At 37.3% G+C, this 19,073-nt stretch carries 15 protein-coding genes; 11 read left to right on the top strand and 4 right to left on the bottom strand.

Going from position 1 to position 19,073, the window contains the following annotated elements:
• The first annotated feature begins 57 nt into the window (after window positions 1-57).
• The 3 genes from AC59HZ_RS16125 to AC59HZ_RS16135 are packed head-to-tail and all read left to right on the top strand — an operon-like array spanning window position 58 to window position 3,750.
• Window positions 58-1,536 carry a spore germination protein gene (locus AC59HZ_RS16125; protein WP_496546814.1) on the top strand — a complete coding sequence of 493 codons (1,479 nt, stop codon included), beginning with the start codon at window positions 58-60 and terminating at the stop codon, window positions 1,534-1,536.
• A complete protein-coding gene (locus AC59HZ_RS16130) occupies window positions 1,526-2,635 on the top strand; it encodes a GerAB/ArcD/ProY family transporter (protein ID WP_496546815.1) in 1,110 nt (369 codons plus the stop codon). Before AC59HZ_RS16125 ends, AC59HZ_RS16130 begins: the two co-directional genes overlap by 11 nt.
• The gene (locus AC59HZ_RS16135) at window positions 2,632-3,750 is read left to right on the top strand and encodes a Ger(x)C family spore germination protein (protein WP_496546816.1); all 1,119 of its coding nucleotides are present in this window, start codon (window positions 2,632-2,634) and stop codon (window positions 3,748-3,750) included. Before AC59HZ_RS16130 ends, AC59HZ_RS16135 begins: the two co-directional genes overlap by 4 nt.
• 83 nt (window positions 3,751-3,833) lie before the next feature.
• Here AC59HZ_RS16135 and AC59HZ_RS16140 read toward each other — a convergent pair whose 3' ends face one another.
• From AC59HZ_RS16140 to AC59HZ_RS16155, 4 genes are all read right to left on the bottom strand, one after another.
• A complete protein-coding gene (locus tag AC59HZ_RS16140; protein WP_496546817.1) occupies window positions 3,834-4,916 on the bottom strand; it encodes a Ger(x)C family spore germination protein in 1,083 nt (360 codons plus the stop codon).
• The gene (locus AC59HZ_RS16145; protein ID WP_496547060.1) at window positions 4,909-5,988 is read right to left on the bottom strand and encodes a GerAB/ArcD/ProY family transporter; all 1,080 of its coding nucleotides are present in this window, start codon (window positions 5,986-5,988) and stop codon (window positions 4,909-4,911) included. Before AC59HZ_RS16145 ends, AC59HZ_RS16140 begins: the two co-directional genes overlap by 8 nt.
• 26 nt (window positions 5,989-6,014) lie before the next feature.
• On the bottom strand, window positions 6,015-7,511 hold the full coding sequence (locus AC59HZ_RS16150) for a spore germination protein (protein WP_496546818.1): 1,497 nt from the start codon (window positions 7,509-7,511) through the stop codon (window positions 6,015-6,017).
• A gap of 271 nt (window positions 7,512-7,782) precedes the next feature.
• Window positions 7,783-8,709, bottom strand: coding sequence for a LysR family transcriptional regulator (locus AC59HZ_RS16155; protein ID WP_496546819.1), 927 nt, complete (start codon window positions 8,707-8,709; stop codon window positions 7,783-7,785).
• A gap of 136 nt (window positions 8,710-8,845) precedes the next feature.
• Here AC59HZ_RS16155 and AC59HZ_RS16160 point away from each other — a divergent pair, with 136 nt between their 5' ends.
• From AC59HZ_RS16160 to AC59HZ_RS16195, 8 genes are all read left to right on the top strand, one after another.
• Window positions 8,846-10,363 carry a long-chain-fatty-acid--CoA ligase gene (locus tag AC59HZ_RS16160; protein WP_496546820.1) on the top strand — a complete coding sequence of 506 codons (1,518 nt, stop codon included), beginning with the start codon at window positions 8,846-8,848 and terminating at the stop codon, window positions 10,361-10,363.
• A gap of 62 nt (window positions 10,364-10,425) precedes the next feature.
• Entirely contained in the window at window positions 10,426-11,943 is a 1,518-nt protein-coding gene (locus AC59HZ_RS16165) for an aldehyde dehydrogenase family protein (RefSeq protein WP_496546821.1), read from the top strand.
• Window positions 11,944-11,981: 38 nt separating this feature from the next.
• Window positions 11,982-13,190, top strand: a complete 1,209-nt coding sequence (locus AC59HZ_RS16170) for an iron-containing alcohol dehydrogenase (protein WP_496546822.1) — start codon at window positions 11,982-11,984, stop codon at window positions 13,188-13,190.
• A gap of 146 nt (window positions 13,191-13,336) precedes the next feature.
• A complete protein-coding gene (locus tag AC59HZ_RS16175; RefSeq protein ID WP_496546823.1) occupies window positions 13,337-15,241 on the top strand; it encodes an alkyl/aryl-sulfatase in 1,905 nt (634 codons plus the stop codon).
• Between the two features lie 127 nt (window positions 15,242-15,368).
• On the top strand, window positions 15,369-16,640 hold the full coding sequence (locus AC59HZ_RS16180) for an MFS transporter (RefSeq protein WP_496546824.1): 1,272 nt from the start codon (window positions 15,369-15,371) through the stop codon (window positions 16,638-16,640).
• Window positions 16,641-16,740: 100 nt separating this feature from the next.
• Complete coding sequence (locus AC59HZ_RS16185; RefSeq protein ID WP_496546825.1) at window positions 16,741-17,376, top strand: hypothetical protein; 636 nt, start codon at window positions 16,741-16,743, stop codon at window positions 17,374-17,376.
• Between the two features lie 18 nt (window positions 17,377-17,394).
• Window positions 17,395-17,946: a polyhydroxyalkanoate biosynthesis repressor PhaR gene (locus tag AC59HZ_RS16190; RefSeq protein ID WP_496546826.1), complete on the top strand. Its 552-nt coding sequence runs from the start codon at window positions 17,395-17,397 to the stop codon at window positions 17,944-17,946.
• 23 nt (window positions 17,947-17,969) lie between these two features.
• Window positions 17,970-19,043, top strand: a complete 1,074-nt coding sequence (locus tag AC59HZ_RS16195; protein ID WP_496546827.1) for an alpha/beta fold hydrolase — start codon at window positions 17,970-17,972, stop codon at window positions 19,041-19,043.
• Window positions 19,044-19,073: the final 30 nt, after the last annotated feature.

Genomic DNA, 19,073 nt, shown 5'->3' on the forward strand with positions numbered 1-19,073 from the left:
GAATAGGTCTTAGGTAAATGAAGAAACCTATAACTACCTATTATGTGGAGGATTAGGATGTCAGAGGAAACTTTAACGGATACCATTCATTCAGATTTTCATTTGAATATTCAAACGGTGAATAATAAATTTTCTAACATACATGATTTTAAGACAAGAGTTTTCGATATAAAAGATCGGAAGATTGGGATTACTTTTATCGATTCGATTACGAATAAGGATATCGTTAACGGTAGAATTGTAAATGAAATTTATAAGTTAGATTATAAAGACTCAATCGTGGATATACCTATAGCGAATATAAGTGCAACTGATAACTTTAAAAAAATTTATTCTGGTATTATGGATGGTAAAGTCGCAATTTTTGAGGGAAATTCGAACATCGCTTTCCTGCTGGATACCGGATTATTTGAAACCCGCTCCATAAGGGAACCTGATTCAGAAAAAATCGTAAGCGGTTCCCATGACGGGTTTGTTGAAAGTTTAAATAAAAATATTAATATTCTTCGGAATCGTATTAGAACTCCAAATCTAAAGAACGAACTGTTAAGTGTAGGTGGAGAGGATATAACCACGAATATTTCGATACTTTATTTAGAAAACATCGCAAATCCAGATGTGGTTAACATCGTAAAAAAACGGATTTCTACCATTAATCTTGAGAATAATCTTACACCTGGAAAATTGGAAGAGTTTATTGAGGATAGCTCATTCTCTCCATTTCCGCAAATTTTAGAAACAGAAAGACCAGACCGTGTTGTCGCAAACTTGATGGATGGTCGAATTGCGGTTTTGGTGGAGGGAAGCGCCACTGCATCAATTATGCCCGTAAACTTCTTTTCCTTTTATCAATCTCCGGATGATTATAACTCTAGATTTATTTTAGGTTCGTTTTTACGAATAATCCGACTGCTAGGTTTCTTTATTAGTATTAGTTTACCATCCATTTATATTGCAATCGTTTCCTTTCATTATGAGGTCCTTCCCTATGAATTAGTAACAAATATTAAATCAAGTTTGGAATATGTACCATATCCACCTGTTATCGAAGCCTTGATTATGCAGCTTACACTTGAATTATTAAGAGAAGCGGCAATCCGGCTGCCTACTTCTATGGCTCAAACAGTAGCCATTGTAGGGGGATTAGTAATCGGTACAGCAATTGTAGAAGCAAATCTTGTTTCGAATACCATGATCATTGTCATTGCTATTACGGCAATCTCGTCTTTTACTGTGCCTATTCATGAAATGAGTTCATCGATTCGTTTATTAAGTTTTCCAATGATTGTTGCGGCAGCGCTTTTAGGGTTAGTTGGAATCGTTGTAGGTTTTATGTTTTTAATGATTCACTTAGTAAAATTAGAATCTTTCGGTGCTCCCTATTTTGCGCCACTTGGTCCCATTCGTGTGTCCGATTTAAAAGACACGCTAATAAGAGTACCTTATTGGAAAATGAAGGACCGGCCTAGTACAGCGAAACCAATGAATCAAAAACAATCCACTGGAAAAAAGAGGTGGACTCAGGATGGAGAATAAGAAGGAGAGCATTTCCTCTTTTCAGATGTTCTTTTTCATTGTACTGGCAACAATAGGAGAAGGCATTTTATCATTTCCTCATTTGGTATACAAAGATGCCCAGCAAGCCTCATGGATATCCATTTTGATAACTGGTTTTGTCGTTTTTTTTCTGGTCTTGACCTATCTTTATTTGCATCGTCGATTCCCAAGGAAAACCATTTATGAAATTTGTATGATTATGTTCGGAAAATGGTTAGGAAAGTTAATCATATTGGGCTACCTAATATATTTTTTCCTTATATGCATGAATATTAATCGGGTATACATGGAAACTATCAGAAACTGGATCCTTACCTCTACTCCAAGATCAGTGATTTTATTGCTTATGTTTATGCTTGGAATTTCTTTAGGAAAGGAAAGCTTAAGAATAATTACACGCTTTTTTCAGCTATGTTTTTGGATTATTATTCTTCTCATGTTCATGAATCTAGGTTCTTTGCCTTATTTTCATTGGAAATACTTATTTCCTGTTGATGAAGTTAGCTTTACTAATATATTAAGAGGAAGCAGGAGCAGCATTCCTTCGTTTTTAGGGTTTGACAGCTTATTGGTCATTTTACCTTTTGTAAAGGGTACGATAAAAAGTAAGGTTAAGTCCTCTATGTTTTCCATTGTGTTTATAACATTAATCTATATATATGTGATGTTAACCTGTATTTTATTTTTTAGTTCAAAAGAATTGATTTTGATTCCACAACCCATTTTGTATTTATTTAAATCGATTACAATCTTTGGAGTCATAGAGAGGCTCGATCTCATTATTGTTTCCTTATGGATTGTCATGATGATGACCAGCTATGTCTCCTATATTTATCTGACAAATATGGGATTATGTACGCTATTTCACTTAAAAAAACGAACCATTCCAACAATTATCATAACAATTCTTGTTTATTTTCTTGTTCTATTCATTCCAACTTCAAGAGAATCCATCATTACTCAGTTTAAACTGATAACCATTTTAAGTTTCATTTTTACAGTGGGAATACCGTTATTGGCTATCATTTTGTCCTTGCTTTTCCATCGGAAAGACATGAATGAAGGGGAACCTAAATGATGATAGGAAAAGGTTTTTTAATATTAATGGTTTTGCTTGTCCTGTCAGGATGCTGGGATGAAAAACTCTTAAAGGATAGTTCGCTTGTTTTAAGTATTGGTATCGATTTAGCGAAAAACAATAAAATCAAAGCTACAACGGCAATCCGGACAAGCAAAATCATTTCAGGCGGTCAAAGTGAGTCGATTAACTACATAGTAGAAGAAATAGGAAATACAATAAGGGAAACCAGATTAGAAGTGGACAAACAAATTCCGGGTGTTTATGAACCAAATAAATTAAGAATCTTATTGATTGGGGACAAAATTGCGACCAAGGACCTTTATCCTTACTTCGATGTCTTTTTTCGTGATCCAAGAAGTTCACTTGCAGCAAAAGTGGCTGTAGTGAAGGGCGAAGCTTCTGATATCATCAAAATGAAAAAATTAAAGGAAAATTTGATAAGTGAAGGATTGATTGATCTTATAAAAAGTGCAGAAGAACACACCATTGTTCCTGTTGAAAATCAACAAACGATACTTACAAGTATGTTTGACGAAGGAGAGGATTTTACACTTCCGTATATTGAAAAAATAGATAAAGGAACGGTAAAGGTTACAGGAATTGCCCTGTTTCACAAGAGAAGCTTTACAGGTAAAACGTTAAAAGGCAACAAACCAGTTATTTTATTAATGGCAAAAGGAGAAAAGAGCAAGGATATTAAGCTGACAGAAAGTCTAGAAAACATTGAAGGCAATAATGTAAAAAATTTTGTCTCTTTCTCGGTTTTAAATACGAAAAGAGATATGGATATTAAATTTGTAAAAGGTAAACCAGCAGCAACCATAAATCTTAAGCTGTTTGTCGAAATAAATGAATATCCAAAAGGGTCATTATATGGACAAAAAGAGGAGTTGGATCTCAATAAAAAAGTAGCACGAAGAATTGAGGAAGAAGCGAATGAAATGGTAGAAACACTAAAAAGTGCTAATTGTGATGCCTTTGGAATTGGACGCTATTTAATCGCTGATCATCATAAAGAGTGGAAAAAAATTAATTGGGAAAAGGAATATCCGGATATACCTATTAAAATAAACGTGAAAGTTGACACAGTTAAACGAGGGATTATATATTAACCAATAGCCTTGAAAATGACCCATCAATCTTGTAGAAGGTTAATAAACCTTTCCTCGTATGATGGGTCATTTATATGAGTTCACTAATCAATAATTCCGATTTGTCGGATATCTACATCGGCTTTTACAAGAACTTTTATGTTGGGATAATACATGTTCCATTGTTTTTCATTAAATCCACGATAATGTTCCTTATATTTTGCTCCTAAACCTAACGGGTCTACATGATTTTTCTTAAATTGGCTGACGAGCTTTAGGGCATTTTTTTCTAATTTCTGTTCAACCTGTTTTTGAATCTTTTTTTTATCAAAAGTCACCCTTTGTTTCTTTGAAGGAGCGAATTCTTGAAGTCTTTGTCTCATTTTTAGATGAATCGTAAATTCTGGTCTACCATGGACAATTTTTACTTTATACTTTACCTTTGAACTGAGAGTTTCAAGTACGACCGTATCATCATTTTCTAGAATAAATTGGTATAAACTATTCCTGCTTGTTTCAACCAAAGTCTTAAATATGAAAAGATCTTCCATTGAAATAGATGTAACATATTGATCATATTTAAAGAGTGCCATGCCAGTAATCCTAATGTTATCTTTTTCCGTTTTAATTAAAGGTAAATAAGGATCCTGTCCTATTTGAAATTGTTGAAATAAAAAGGTCTGTAAATTAGTTCGAGGCAGTAGCCCAAATTCCATATTATGTTCCAGCACGTCATGGACATGAATTGAAACATTCTCCTTTTTAAATTTCTTCATATTAAATAATTCATTAGTATCCCCGTCAACAATTGCCATTTGAACAAGGCTCCCAATAGACGGATCACGCTGTATGGTATCTACAAAATCATTAATCCCTTTTTCTGCCAGTTTTTTTCCATAAAGAGCTACCCGGACTTGACCACTTACCAATGGATATCGAGTTTCGTTATTTAAGATCGAACGAACCTCTTTACTGGATTTCCCTATAGCTGTTCTAACTTCTGTTGAAGAAGTTTTATCTCTTTTAAAAATGGGAAATACAATCGTTCCCATTAAGTCCTTTTTTCCGGCCAGATCATATCCTACCCCCTGTATCATATCGATTTCATTGACAATATAGGTAGGGAGGAAGGAACATCCTGATAATAATAAAATAAGAACCAACCAAATTGCTAACCGTTTAACCATTTTGATTACCTCTTTTTAGAAAGGTAAAAACAAGTAGAAGCATAGGTATATAGCCGTAGAATATCCATAAGTTCATTTTTGTGACATATTTATCAAGAATCTCCAAAAAGGAACCATTTGATAATTGACAAATGATTGCACTTAATAGACTTAATATGAGTAATATATACTTTTGCTTCTTATTAAATATCTTCTTAAATCCTCTGCTGGAGCACCATAATAAAATAGTGATTAATGCAGAAACGATAATCAAATACATGGATATATATAAGTATTCAAATCGTTCCAAAAATGAAAACTTTATTATTTTAGTCAGAGTCAGTTCAGGCCAAATCGTCGTTTTTAATTGATTATCACTATAATAGGTAAAGGAAACAATGGCAGAAATCGTATAGAGTAAAGTAGTAAATAGGACACCTAAATGAGCAAATTTTTTGGATGCATTAGGGTCCCTTATAAATGGATAGTACATCAATAACGTCTCCGTTCCCGCTAATGTATACATCGAGCTTTTAAAGGAATCCACTAATTCCATAAAGGAATGATTCATTATAGGCAGCAAATTAGAAAAATGCGCAATTTTTAATGGAAAAATATAAAGGAGGATTAACAATAATTGCGGAAAAATGAACGATAAAAAGGATATACCGACCACAACCCTGAATCCTCCTGAAATACAGTAATACGTTAATATTAGAATTAATAAAGCAAGCACCCACGATGGTATAGTAGGAAACATCCAAACTTGAATAATCTTTATGAAGCCGAGTAAAACTGACACGCTTGCTAACCAGTAATAAAACATGATGATAAAGCTAAAAAATTTGCCCAGGACATTTCCAAAAATATTTGTATGTACATCAATTATATCTCCATTGGCTTTTCCTAGCAGTTTATACATAATCCATACAAAGATTTGAGCTAAACACCCTGCCGCTAATACACCAACCCACGCATCGTATCCCGCTTTCGCTGCAATGACTCTCTGGAATCCTAAAATGCCAACCCCAACCTGTGAATTGTAAATAATAAAGAAGACCAAATAAGGAGAAACTTGATGCCTTATGTTCACTTGCAATTTGAATTCTCCTTTACGATTTATTCATAAAAATCGTTCAATGGCTCTGGGTTCTTTCCAGTACCAGTAGACTTTCTCTTTTTTTGTGGTCTCAAGTTTATTGGGTTATTTTTTTGCATCGAGAAAGGGAGCCTTATCCATAAATCTTGAATCGACGTTTTCCGTATAGGATACTGGCCAAAATAGGGGCGTCCCAGCGAAGTTAACCGCAGTAAATGGACAACAGTGAAATGAAAGCAAAAAAATACCCCAAACAAACCGAACCATTGGGCAAAACAAATAACTGGAAACTTAATAAACCTAATGGTATTACTGAATTTATACACTGGGGAAGTGTAAGAAGCTAAAGTACCTAGCCCTACTAAAATGAGTAAAACATTGCTTGTTAATCCTGCTTCCACAACAGCTTGCCCTATCACAATGCCACCCACAACACCTAGTGATTGTCCAATTTTTAATGGTAACCGGATTCCGGCCTCTTTTACCATTTCAATCATTAATTCCAAGAAAAGAGCCTCTAAGAATGGAGGAAAGGGGACGGCTTCCCGTGAGCCAACAAGCGTCTCCAGTAACTTTGCCGGTATTAGTTCATAGTGATAAGTCATAATGGCTACATACAACGGACTTACCAACATGGAGATATAAACAGCTGCCAAACGCAATAAACGGAAGAAGTTTCCAATAATCCAGGAATAACTATAATCTTCCATTGCAATATAAGCTTCCATAAAGGTAATGGGAAGAATGACGAGATTTGGAGATCCATCAACGGCAATGATTATTTTTCCTTCTGTCAATCCGGCGGCAACTCGATCAGTTCTTTCCGTTGATATCGATTGCGGAAACAAAGAATTAGAATTGTCCTCAATCATCGATGCAATATATGAACTGTCCTGAATATGGTCATATTGAATATCGTTTATTCTTTGGATGACGGTGTTTACATTTTCTGGATCAGCAATTCCATCCATGTAAAGTACAGCTACTCTTGTTTTGGAAAGTTCTCCAACCTTCATTTCCTTTACGAGGAGTTCCGGAACAGGCAATCTTTTTCGGATAAGATTAATATTGGTGTCTATTTCTTCAATAAATCCAACCTGCGGGCCAACTGCTGATGATTCCAGCGTTGGTATGCTGACATCACGAAATTTGGTGTTTGCAATATTAATTAATAAACATTCTTCATCATGTTGATGCTTTTGAACAGCCAAGGACCCATTCATAATACTTTGGATGATTTTCTCTTCATCCCTGGTAAAGATAATCTCCTGGACAGTGATTCTACTTTTTAATTCTTCTAGTGGAAGAGGTTCTTGTAAATAGGGCAGAACATCCTGGTGTAAAATGTCCGATGAAATTAGGGTGCGATAATATGAAATCCAAAAAGGCTCTTCTTCTCTTAAGGAAGTATGCTCGTGAACGAAATCATTCGATTTGGATAATCTTTCAAGCCAATTTTGATCATTTGTTTTGTGGGAGGTCTCGCTTTTGTCCTTATCGCCATTTTTTATCTTCATCTAAATCCCTCTAAAATCATTTTTTTCATTTTGTGTAAAATGGAGGATTTTATTCAAATTCACATATTTTATTCTGCTTACATTATTTTGGTAAACAAATAATGGGGAAATAATGTTAATAGTCTTTTGTAAAAAAAATAATGAATAAATATTAAGAAAATGGATAAAGTTCTTTTAATTTTTACCTACAAGAATTAAAAGCAAGTTTTAATTCATAAATGAGTTCTACAATAAAACTCCCTTCATTTTTGGAAGGGAGTTTTCTTTAACACTAATCATTATGAGATGAATAAGTCAGCATCCGGGAGTGGAATTTAAAATGTTCCAAAAATTTCTTTGTGTTTTTTGAAAATTTATTATGAACGGAGCGGACCCACCCTAGACCTATTGTTTCTTGGTCATACTCTACTATTTCGACCGGAACGATTTCACCGCTTAAAACATCTGGATTATTTAACAAAGTAAAATTAGGTAAGATAGTAACTCCTAAGCCTTCCGCAATCGCCTTTTTAATTACTTCTGTATTATCTGATGTAAATAATATATTCATAGGTCCAAATTTACTCATTAACTTACTTGCAAATTGTTTTACATAATCACCATTATATAAAATAACTTTTTGAGACATCAATTGTTGAGGAGTAATGGTTTTAGTTATTGCAAATGGTGACTTTTTGCTAACGGATACCATCATCTTTCCTTCAAGGATTACTTCAAAAAGTAAATCTTCTCTTTTTTTCAATAAATCTTCGTATATCGTAATTAATCCAATGTCAATTTGATTATTTTGCACATGCTCGATAATATGCTGGACCGGTTTTTCTGAAATTTCTATATCCACATTTGGATAGGCATTTTTATAAGAAGATAAAGGTTCTAACAGGAACAGCATAAATCCGGGAATAGATGATAATTTTAAGTTTCCAGAATTGACAGTGTTATAAGTTTGAGCTGCTTCTTTAAATTCTTGAAGCTTCATCATTACTTCATATGCCTTTTTAATTAGCGTTTTTCCTTCATCAGTTGGAACGGCACCAAGTCGTCGGTGGCGTTTAAATATTTTTACGCCCAACTCCTCTTCTAATCTAGTAATCGATTGACTGATTCCCGATTGAGAAACATGCAGGGTTTCTGCTGCGATCGAAATAGATCCCGTTTCAGCAACTTTTACAATGTATTCCATTTGTTCGATATGCATAGTTTTCTCCTTTGAATATAGAAGTGTAGCTTCTATATAATTCACTATTGGTTGATTTATTTCAGTGTAAATTATATATATAATGAATTCAAGAAAATCTTAATTTTCTAAAAAATAAAAGGAGGAAAGGAAAAGGATGTCTTTGAATTTGAATGTTAATTTAAAGAACAGTGCAGCAAGATTTCCAAATCGCACCGCCTATACATTTCTGAATCAAAGTAAAACATATTCAGAACTTGATAAAATGGTAGATTGTGCTGCATCAGCCTTATCTGCCGCAGGAGTCGCAAAGGGTGATAGAGTCGCTCTATTGCTTGGTAATTGTCCTGAATTTGTAATTGCTTACTATGGGATTCTTCGGGCAGGTGGAGTGGTTGTTCCAATTAATCCTTCTTACACTGAAGGAGAAATTTCCTATATTTTATCGAATAGCCAAGCAATAGGTGTTATTGCTCATTCATGGTTGGAAGTGACAATTGCCCCGTTGAGAGAAAAACTAGAAAAGTTGAAAATGACCATCTATACAGATTCATTTGAAAACGATTGGCCTTGGGAGTGTCTCATTCAGGAACCAAATGAAGTTTTTGAAAGCCCTTCCATCGAAGAGGATGACTTGGCGGTCATTCTTTATACTTCCGGCACGACAGGTAAGCCGAAAGGTGCGATGCTATCCCATCGGAATATGGCATCCAATTCAGCTTCGATGTCCCAGCTTACCGAATTTACTGAAGAAGATCGTATCATTGCGGTTCTTCCGATGTTCCATGTGTTTTGTATGGCGACTTGTATCAACATTCCGATTGCTTGCGGGGCAGCCATTGTCATTGTTCCGAAATTTAGTCCAAGCGAAGTGATCAACACGATAAGAAGAGAGAATGCAACGATTTTTGCCGGGGTTCCGACCATGTTTAGCTTTTTGTTTCAAGTGCCAGGATCGACTGCAGAAGACTTTTCATCGATACGTGTTTGTTTTTCAGGCGGGGCTTCGATTCCAGTTGAATTAATACATAGATTCGAAGAGAAGTTTAAGGTTCACATTTTAGAGGGCTATGGCCTTTCTGAAACAGCCCCTGTAACAGCCTTCAATCCGTTACGAGGAATTCGTAAACCAGGCTCAGTAGGTGTAGATATACCAGAAGTAATAAATAAAGTGGTAGATCCGAATGGAATGGAAGTTCCAAGAGGCGAAATCGGCGAATTAATTGTAAAAGGTCCCAATGTAATGATCGGCTATTTAGGAATGCCGGAAGCCACATCTGCTGCTTTGAAAGACGGTTGGTTTTATACGGGTGATTTGGCCCGTATGGATGAAGATGGATACATTTATATCGTTGACCGTAAGAAAGATATGATTCTCGTTGGCGGATACAATGTTTATCCGAGAGAAGTCGAAGAGGTATTATACCAACACCCGGCCATAGTGGAAACAGCCGTGATCGGAGTTCCGGATAAAGAATACGGAGAGATCGTGAAGGCATTTGTGGTTATTAATGATGATGGTATCACGATGGATGACATCCTGTATTTCTGCCAAGACAAGCTTGCAAAGTACAAGCTGCCAAAACAAGTGGAATTTATGTTGGAATTACCTAAGAACAGCACTGGAAAGATTTTGAGAAGAGCTTTGCGTGTTGAACAAGTGGAAGTTTATTAGTTTGATAAGGAACATTTTTTAAAAAATAATGATTGGTTTTTAAAGAATAAGGAGGAATTGCTATGAAAGCAGCAGTGCAAACATTGGAATTTCCACTCTTTTTAAATGGGGAGTGGAAGCCAGCGATAAGCGGAGAAACGTTTGATGTAATCAACCCTGCAACTGGTGAAGTCGTGGCTAAGGTAGCGAAAGCTGGGAAAGAAGATGTGGAGGCGGCCGTTTCATCTGCTCGACAGTCCTTTGATTCGGGAGTATGGGCTAAAAAATCTCCACAAGAACGTGCTCACGTACTTGTCCAATTTGGAAACAAGATCATTGAACATGCTGAAGAACTGGGTTACTTAGAGTCTATTAGTTCGGGAGCGACAGTTCGACGGATTTCAAACTTAGACATCCTATCCATTGTAGATCTTTTACAGCAAACAGCAAAGTTTACTGTAGAGTATCCGTATGTTGAGTCTCTTCCTACTGTACCATTTCCTGGACCAAGCAATAACCAAGTCTGGCGTGAGCCGCTTGGGGTTGTAGCAGCTGTGACTGCTTGGAACTTTCCAATGATTTTAGCTATGTGGAAAATTGCTCCTGCGTTGGCTATGGGTAACTCAATCGTAGTCAAACCAGCATCCAATACACCGCTATCTACCTTGAAATTAGCGGAATTGGCAGCTGAAGCAGGAGTCCCGGCAGGTGTATTCAATGTTGTATCTGGCCCTGGTGCCAGCATTGGAGAAGCGCTTGTCACGCATCCAAGTGTAGACAAAGTGGCTTTTACCGGTTCTACAGAAGTAGGGAGCCGCATTATGGAGCAGGCATCTAAAACGGTGAAACGCGTCACGCTTGAGTTAGGTGGGAAATCACCGGCAATCGTATTACCTGATGCTGACATGAGCATTACCATTCCTGGCATTTTATTCGGATTCTTGACACACTCTGGGCAAGTTTGTGAATCCGGTACGCGTGTATTAGTACATGATTCCATTTATGAACAAGTCATTGAACAATTAGCTGGACTTGCAAGCACAATTAAAATTGGAAATCCATTAGATATTGCAACGGGAATGGGACCGATGGTATCTCAGCAACAATTGGATACCGTACTCTCTTATATAGAATCTGGAATTCAAGAAGGGGCGAGATTGGTTTGCGGAGGAAAGCGTGCAATTGTGGAAGGATTTGAAAATGGCTATTATATTGAGCCTACCATTTTTGCAGATGTTCATAATGACATGAAGATTGCTAGAGAAGAAATCTTCGGTCCTGTGCTCTCAGTCATCCGTTACTCCACTGTTGAGGAGGCAATCGAAATTGCGAACGATACTATTTATGGACTAGCAGGCGGCGTTTGGTCCAAGGATGTAAATAAAGCCATGCAAATTGCCCGTGAATTAAAGGCAGGAACGATATGGATCAATGATTGGCATATGCTCCGAAGTGATGCGCCATTTGGCGGATACAAGCAAAGTGGTTTTGGCCGGGAATTAGGACGCCATGCATTGGACGAATATTCTCAACTCAAGCATGTCCACTGCTCACTCGTGCCTGAAGTAAGCCAAAGACCATGGTATCAAATATTATTGTGATAATTTTATCAATACAAATCTAAAAAGCAGGTGATTTAATGTCGACATCATTTTTTCAATTTTCTGTACGAACGGTTGTAAATAGCGGGGCGGGATCTAGGACATTGCTTCCTGAGATGATTAAAGGGCTTGGAGGTAAAAGGGCAGTACTCTTCACAGATAAAGGGTTAACTCAAGCCGGAATTACAAAGAAAATTAAAGAATTGTTTGAAATCATGCCTGGTACACCAGAGCTTGTCGGGGTGTTTGATGAAATCGAACAGGATGCAAAGGGCGGAATTATTAATCGGGGGGCCCGTTTCTTTAAAGAGTGCAACGGTGATGCCTTGATCGCTCTTGGCGGCGGCAGCGTCTTAGATACAGTAAAAGGTATCAAGTGGATGCTCCATAAAGGCCTAGATGATATTCGTGAATCTCTTCTTACAGGAAATGTGATGGAATGGTGGCCAGCTGCCAATTATATTCCGATTCCGCATGTAGCCATTGCGACAACAGCGGGAACAGGTGCGGAGGTATCACCAGTAGCAGTTATCCTTAATGAAAATCTTGGAATTAAATCAAACCTGATTCATCCGTTTATCAATGCGGACATGGCGATTTTAGACCCGGATTTAACAGTAGGCCTTCCGCCTAAAATAACTGCCTTTACAGGATTTGATGCCTTAACGCATGCAGTGGAAGCTTATTTTTCACCGAAGGCGAATCCGATGACAGATGCCTATGCCCTGCAATCGATTCGTATGATTGTTGATAATTTAAAGACTGCGGTGCACAAAGGTGACGAGCTTTCAGCAAGAGCGAATATGCTGATGGCAAGTTCGATGGCCATTTCTGCTTTCTGCTTATGTCTGAATGCCGTTCCAGTTCACAATATGGCGCATGCAATCGGGGCAAAATTCAATATCCCGCACGGACTGGCTAATGCTGTACTGTTGCCAAATGTTATGGAATCTTTGCCTGCCTACTATTTGCCGCGAATCACTGGATTTGCCCAAGCTCTAGGTATCGAGAATCCATCAGAACAACCGGAAAAATGTTTAGAGGAAGTTATCGAATATATAAGAGATTTACGTAAAGCGGTAAATTTACCTGATTCTTTTGCTGACTTTGAATGTAACGAAGACAAGCTTCACCTATTGGTGCCGGCTGTACATCATGACCCTGCAGGAGTTTTCTTCAAGATACCAGCGCCAATTATCACCAAAGTGATAAACGAAGTGTTTGAGCTAAAAGCAATAGAGGCTTAACACGACCATAGGCAATCTTGTCACACGGAAAACACTTGAAACCTCCTGTTTATGTATGGTCTCCAGACCGGACCTTATTGCCAGGAAGTCAAAAGTGTTTTCCTTTTTTGTAGCATTTTAAAAAAACACAATCCTCGGAGGTTTATATGATTAGTAAAATATTAAATCAATCTAAGTCCGCCACTTCTTTTACAAAAAAAGTAAATTTAGCAGTATATGAATCACTAAATTTCGACGATCTACAGGATTTTGAGGATGCGAACCGCGGTTTTATTGCACCTTTGGAATCTACCATCCTAAAAGGTCCTTCTGGGGAAGTCGTTTGGGACATCGATAAGTTAGATTTTCTTCACGATACTGCTCCAGAGACAGTGAACCCAAGCCTTTGGAGAAATGCCCAATTACAAGCAATATCTGGTTTATTTGAAGTTGTAGAAGGTATTTATCAAGTGCGTGGGCAATCCATGGCCACCACTTTCTTTTTTGAAGGTAAACAAGGAGTCATTGTCTGTGATGCATTAGGAAGTACTGAATCTGCAGAAGCCGCAATGGAATTATATTATAAACATCGTCCAAGAAAGCCAGTTTCAGCGATCATTATTAGTCAAAGTCATGTTGACCATTTCGGCGGTATTCAAGCAGTTCAAAAATATGCGGAAAACCCAGATATTCCAATTATAGCCCCACAGCATTTTACAAAGGAAGCATTAAGTGAAAATGTGCTTTTGGGTACCATTATGGCGCGCCGTGCCGAGTATCAGTTCGGAAAAAATATTCCAGATGGCAGGGAGGGTTCGGTATCAATTGGTATAGGTAATACGATGAGCTCTGGAACCATGAGTTTTGCACTGCCAACGATTGAAATTGAAAATGAAACCCAAACGATGGAAATCGACGGGGTAACCTTTCAATTCTTGTTGACCCCGAACACTGAAGCACCAGCTGAAATGCATTTTTATATACGAGATTATAAAGCATTATTTGTCTCAGAGAACGCCAATCAATTGATGCATCAAATTTATACGGTAAGAGGGGCAAAAACTCGGGATGCCCTGCATTGGGCCAATTCACTCGATAAAACCATCGATTTATTTGAAAACGAAGAGATTGATGCCTTGCTTATGATTCATGCATGGCCTGTTTGGGGCAAAGGACGTGCTTTAGGACATTTGAAATTGCAGCGCGATTTATATAAATATATGCACGACCAGACCGTACGTTTAGCTAATAACGGATATACGATGGAGGAAATAGCGGAAACAATCAAACTTCCCAAATCATTAGATACGTATTGGGGAAATCGAGGATATTACGGTACGTTGAAGCATAATTCAAAGGGGATATACAATTATTATTTGGGCTATTATAGTGCAAATCCTTCCGATTTAGATCCATTACCACAGGTGGAAACGGGTCTGAAATATGTAGAATACATGGGCGGGGCGTCAGCCATTTTGGAAAAAGCAAAAGCCGATTTTGAAAATGGGGAATACCGCTGGGTAGCTCAAGTATTAAAAAATGTCGTAATGGCTGACCCAGAAAATTCGGAAGCCAAAAATTTATTGGCAGATGCCTACGAACAATTGGGTTACCAAGCCGAATCAGCCAATTGGCGTAATATTTACCTTGTTGGTGCTTCCGAACTCAGGAATGGAATCAAGAAAGATCTTGCCCCATTAGATGTTTCCGGAATTATCAACCATATGCCAATCGAGGATTTCTTAAAGCTGATCGCCGTTAAACTAAACGGACTAAGGGCAGAAGGTAAAAAAATAACGTTGAATGTAGTTCTATCCGATATTAACCAAAACTTTGCTATTTATTTAGAAAACTCCGTTCTGATTTATAAGGCTGGAAAATTAGACGCTAATCCGGATGTTTCCTTAACCCTGGAACGATTAACATTCTTTGGGGTTGGACTCGGCTTGCTTTCACCAGAACAAGCAGCAGCAGCAGGTAAATTAAACATTTCTGGTGATCAAACAAAATTGAATGACTTTTTATTGCTATTAGACGAGTTTGACAGATTAACCAATATCGTAACACCTTAATTAACAAATAGCACCTGCTTAAATTTATCCGCTATAAAGGTGAACAATGCAGGTGTTTTCCTCCTTGGGTATAAAAAGTTAATGCCATTAAAAATTAAGAAATATTTGTTGAGAGGCAGGAGTACGAATGAAAGGTTGGACCAAATGGGTTATTTTACTTGCACTTTTTATTTTGTCTATTGTTAATTTTTCCGATAAATCCATTACAGGGTTAGCCGGAATTCATATTATGAAGGATTTGAATCTATCTTTCTCTCAATTTGGAATGGTAGGAAGCAGTTTTTTTTGGTTATTCCCATTAGCTGGAATATTAGGGGCTTCTTTATCTGATCGTTATGGAACAGAAAAATTATTGATAGTTATGGCGATTATTTGGACCATTGCGCAATCAATGGTGATAATTGTTTCTGGCCTTCCATTACTTTTATTTAGCAGGGTATTACTAGGTATAGGAGAAGGTCCTTTTCAAGCAACCGCAACCAGTCATATTAGTAAATGGTTTAAACCGGAATCACGTGGATTAGCCATATCCATCTTAAATTTTGGCAATGTTGTGGGCATTGCGGTTTCAGCTCCAATAGTGGTTTTTCTAATGTCAAATTTTGGTTGGAAACAAACATTTTTTATTTCTGGCATTATTAGCTTTGTCTGGTTAATTGGCTGGCTTTGGCTCGGAAGATTGAAAACAGATGTTTCGTTTAAAGAAGAGGAAAGCAAACAGGAAAACAAACTAGAGACAAATGGGAAAGACAAGTGGAAAGCGTTACGATCTCCTATTTTTATTTTTACATCCTTAGCTGCATGTATCGGCTTTTCTTATATTGTCTTTGGACTTACCTTTAATCCCGCCTATCTAATGAAAGTTAAGGGGTTCACTGAACAACAAGCTGGAAATATTATTGCCATTTCTGGATTAATTGGCGCGATATTTGCATTAGTACTTGCAATTTTTTCAGATCGAATATACAAAAAAACTCTAAATTTATGGAAGTCGAGAATTCTTTTTTCTGCCAGTAGCCTGATTCTAGCAGGCATTATATATGCGTTATATCCCCTTGCTACTGGAAAGGGTTCGATCATCATCATCCTCTCCATAGTGTATACCTTAGTGACTACAGCTGGAAACCTTAATCCTTCAGTAATCATTAGTTTACTCCCTGAGCGGCGAGGTCTTATGACAGGAACTTATTATGGAATCATGACATCATCAGGTATTTTTGCTCCCATTATTTTTGGAAAGCTCATTCAAGCTTCAGGTGCAAATCCAGCAGCGGGTTTTAGCTCATCCATATATGGAATTTCTGTTGCTATGTTGGTTACAGCTATGTTCATGTTCCTTTTCGGAAAGCCAAAACAACGAAGCGCAACAAAGAATGAAAAAAGAACAGTGAACCTCTAGTGGCAACATAGATTTGAGATTATTTGACTGGACTTATTAATAACCTAGACTTCAAACTAAACCAAAATCTTTAACAAATTTTTAAAAGGATGGGAATAAAATGGCTGCAAAAAAAGATAATTTAAAAGAATCATTGAAAGTAGAAAAACAGGACGAAGTAATCACTGTCGATGGCGAAAAAGAAGCATCGCTTTCTAGCTTAGACATGCTCTGGAGATATGCATTTGATGAATTAGATGAATGGGCAAAAAGTTCTGATCATCGCGACGAAGTCTTCTTAAAAGAGGTGAGACGATGCTCTGAAAGTGTACAAAGGAATCAGGGGAATTTAAAAGCAATAGCAGAGCAACTTACAAAGGAATTTACTGAATGGGAAAAGACTGCAAGAGAACAATTTTTAATGTCAACCACCACCTTGCAGCATTTCTTTCCGATTCAGTCTTATGAGGAAATGAATGCGCAAATGGATCAGATTCAAAAGAGTGTATTGACTCCCTTAAGTACTCCTAGTCAAACGATTGCAAATTTCCAGCCGATTGAGAAATACCTAGAAATGATTGATCAATATATGGATCTTAGGAAAAAAGGAAGATTGCAATATATCCAAGCTGTTAAACAAGCTGGAAATCCGATTTATGAATTTCAAAAAGGGTTTGTCAATCTGTTTACAACACCATTCAAAGACCTTATTTTCCCGCTAAATAAATATATGGAAAAAGAACCTACAAAGTCTTAATTTAAGGAGAGCATCAGTATGTCAAATGAAAAAACCTTTGATCCATTTTTGGGTTTCAACCAATTGAGTGAAATGTGGGACAAACAAGTAAATGGCCTATTATATAACCTAGCAAACAACGAAGAATTTGTTCGTACAGCAGGTTTCGGCATCAACACCTATTCATCTTACCTAGAGCGACTTAGAAAGAACCAAGAGCTTTTTGCTTCACTAATGAATATCCCGACAAAGAAAGATGTCGCGAATGCCGCGAAGCAATCTATTCAGACAGAAGAAAAAATTGATATTTTAGAAGAACAAATTTGGAAATTACAAGACAGTGTAAGCTCCATTACGAAAGAAAATGTAGGAATGTTCGAAGAGATATTAACAATTGTCATGCAAATGAAGAATGAATTCCAAAAGATGTCCAAAGAGGTGGCGGAAACGCAAAAAATGAATGCTGACCTTCAGGAATTGCGGAAAGAAATAGAGAGAGGTCTCATCGAAATACGACGGGAAAAGCAGAAAAAAGAACCGGAAAAGAAGCAGGATAAAGAACTGGTGCTCACCGGTAATAAAATTAAATAACATCGAGGAGAGCAGTGATAATAATGAAAGCATTTGGAACAAACCTTTTTCCAAACTTTAACTTAGAAAAAGAAACGAAACGGTGGAAACAGCTTTATAAAATTATGACCGAGCCAAAGCCAGAGATTGTACCTACACCAAGACAGACTGTCTGGAAGAAAAATAAAGCAACCTTATGGTTTCATCCTGCAAAGAAAAAAAGACATGCCATCCCAGTATTTCTAGTCTACTCTTTGTTAAATAAGGCGTACATTCTTGATATCGGTGAAGGAAGCAGTGTTGTAGGCGGACTTACCGAGCGCGGCTATGATGTCTACCTATTGGACTGGGGGTCCCCTGGGCTTGAAGATGCTGATATCACACTAGATCATTATATCATTGATTATTTGGAGAACGCCCTTAAACGAGCTTTAAGACATTCAGGTGCAAAGGAAATTTCCCTTGCCGGTTATTGCCTGGGTGGAACCATTGCTGCCATTCTTGCTTCAATCACCGAACTGCCAATTAAGAATTTATCCCTTGCAGCCGTTCCAATCGATTTTAGTATCGGCATCTTTCCTGATAAATTGCTGGAAGCACTACAAAAGGGGCAGCTAAGTCTTGACCGTTTTGCCGATGCACATGGGACCATTCCATCAGAAATTATGTATTTGATATTTAGGATGGTATCTCCGGGTTCTGCAAGTTCTAAAATTAATCTGGTTACCCGTGCACATGATGAGAAATATGTAGAAAAGTGGCGCCGAATGGATAAGTGGACGAAGGACTCTGTTTCGTTTGCAGGTGCTGCATTCAAACAGATGTTCAACGATCTCTATCAAGAGAATAAACTCTTAAAAGGAAAATTGGTGATTGGGGGCAGGAAGGTGGATTTAAAGAATATAAACTGCCCGCTTTTTGTCTTCTCTTGCTCACGTGACACAATTATTGTAGACAAGCAAAGTCTTCCGCTGATGGACCTTGTTTCAAGTAAAGATAAATCTTATGAGGTTTATGAAGGTGGACATGTTTCGCTTGCATTGACCGGGGTATTCGCTGAAGTTTGGGATAGGTGGCTTTCAGCTCGATCAGAGGAAATTGGGGAAGTACTTGTATAATTTTTATTTACAAGAAATAGCGGAAAGGAT

The organism is Neobacillus sp. DZ-9 (assembly GCF_059587065.1).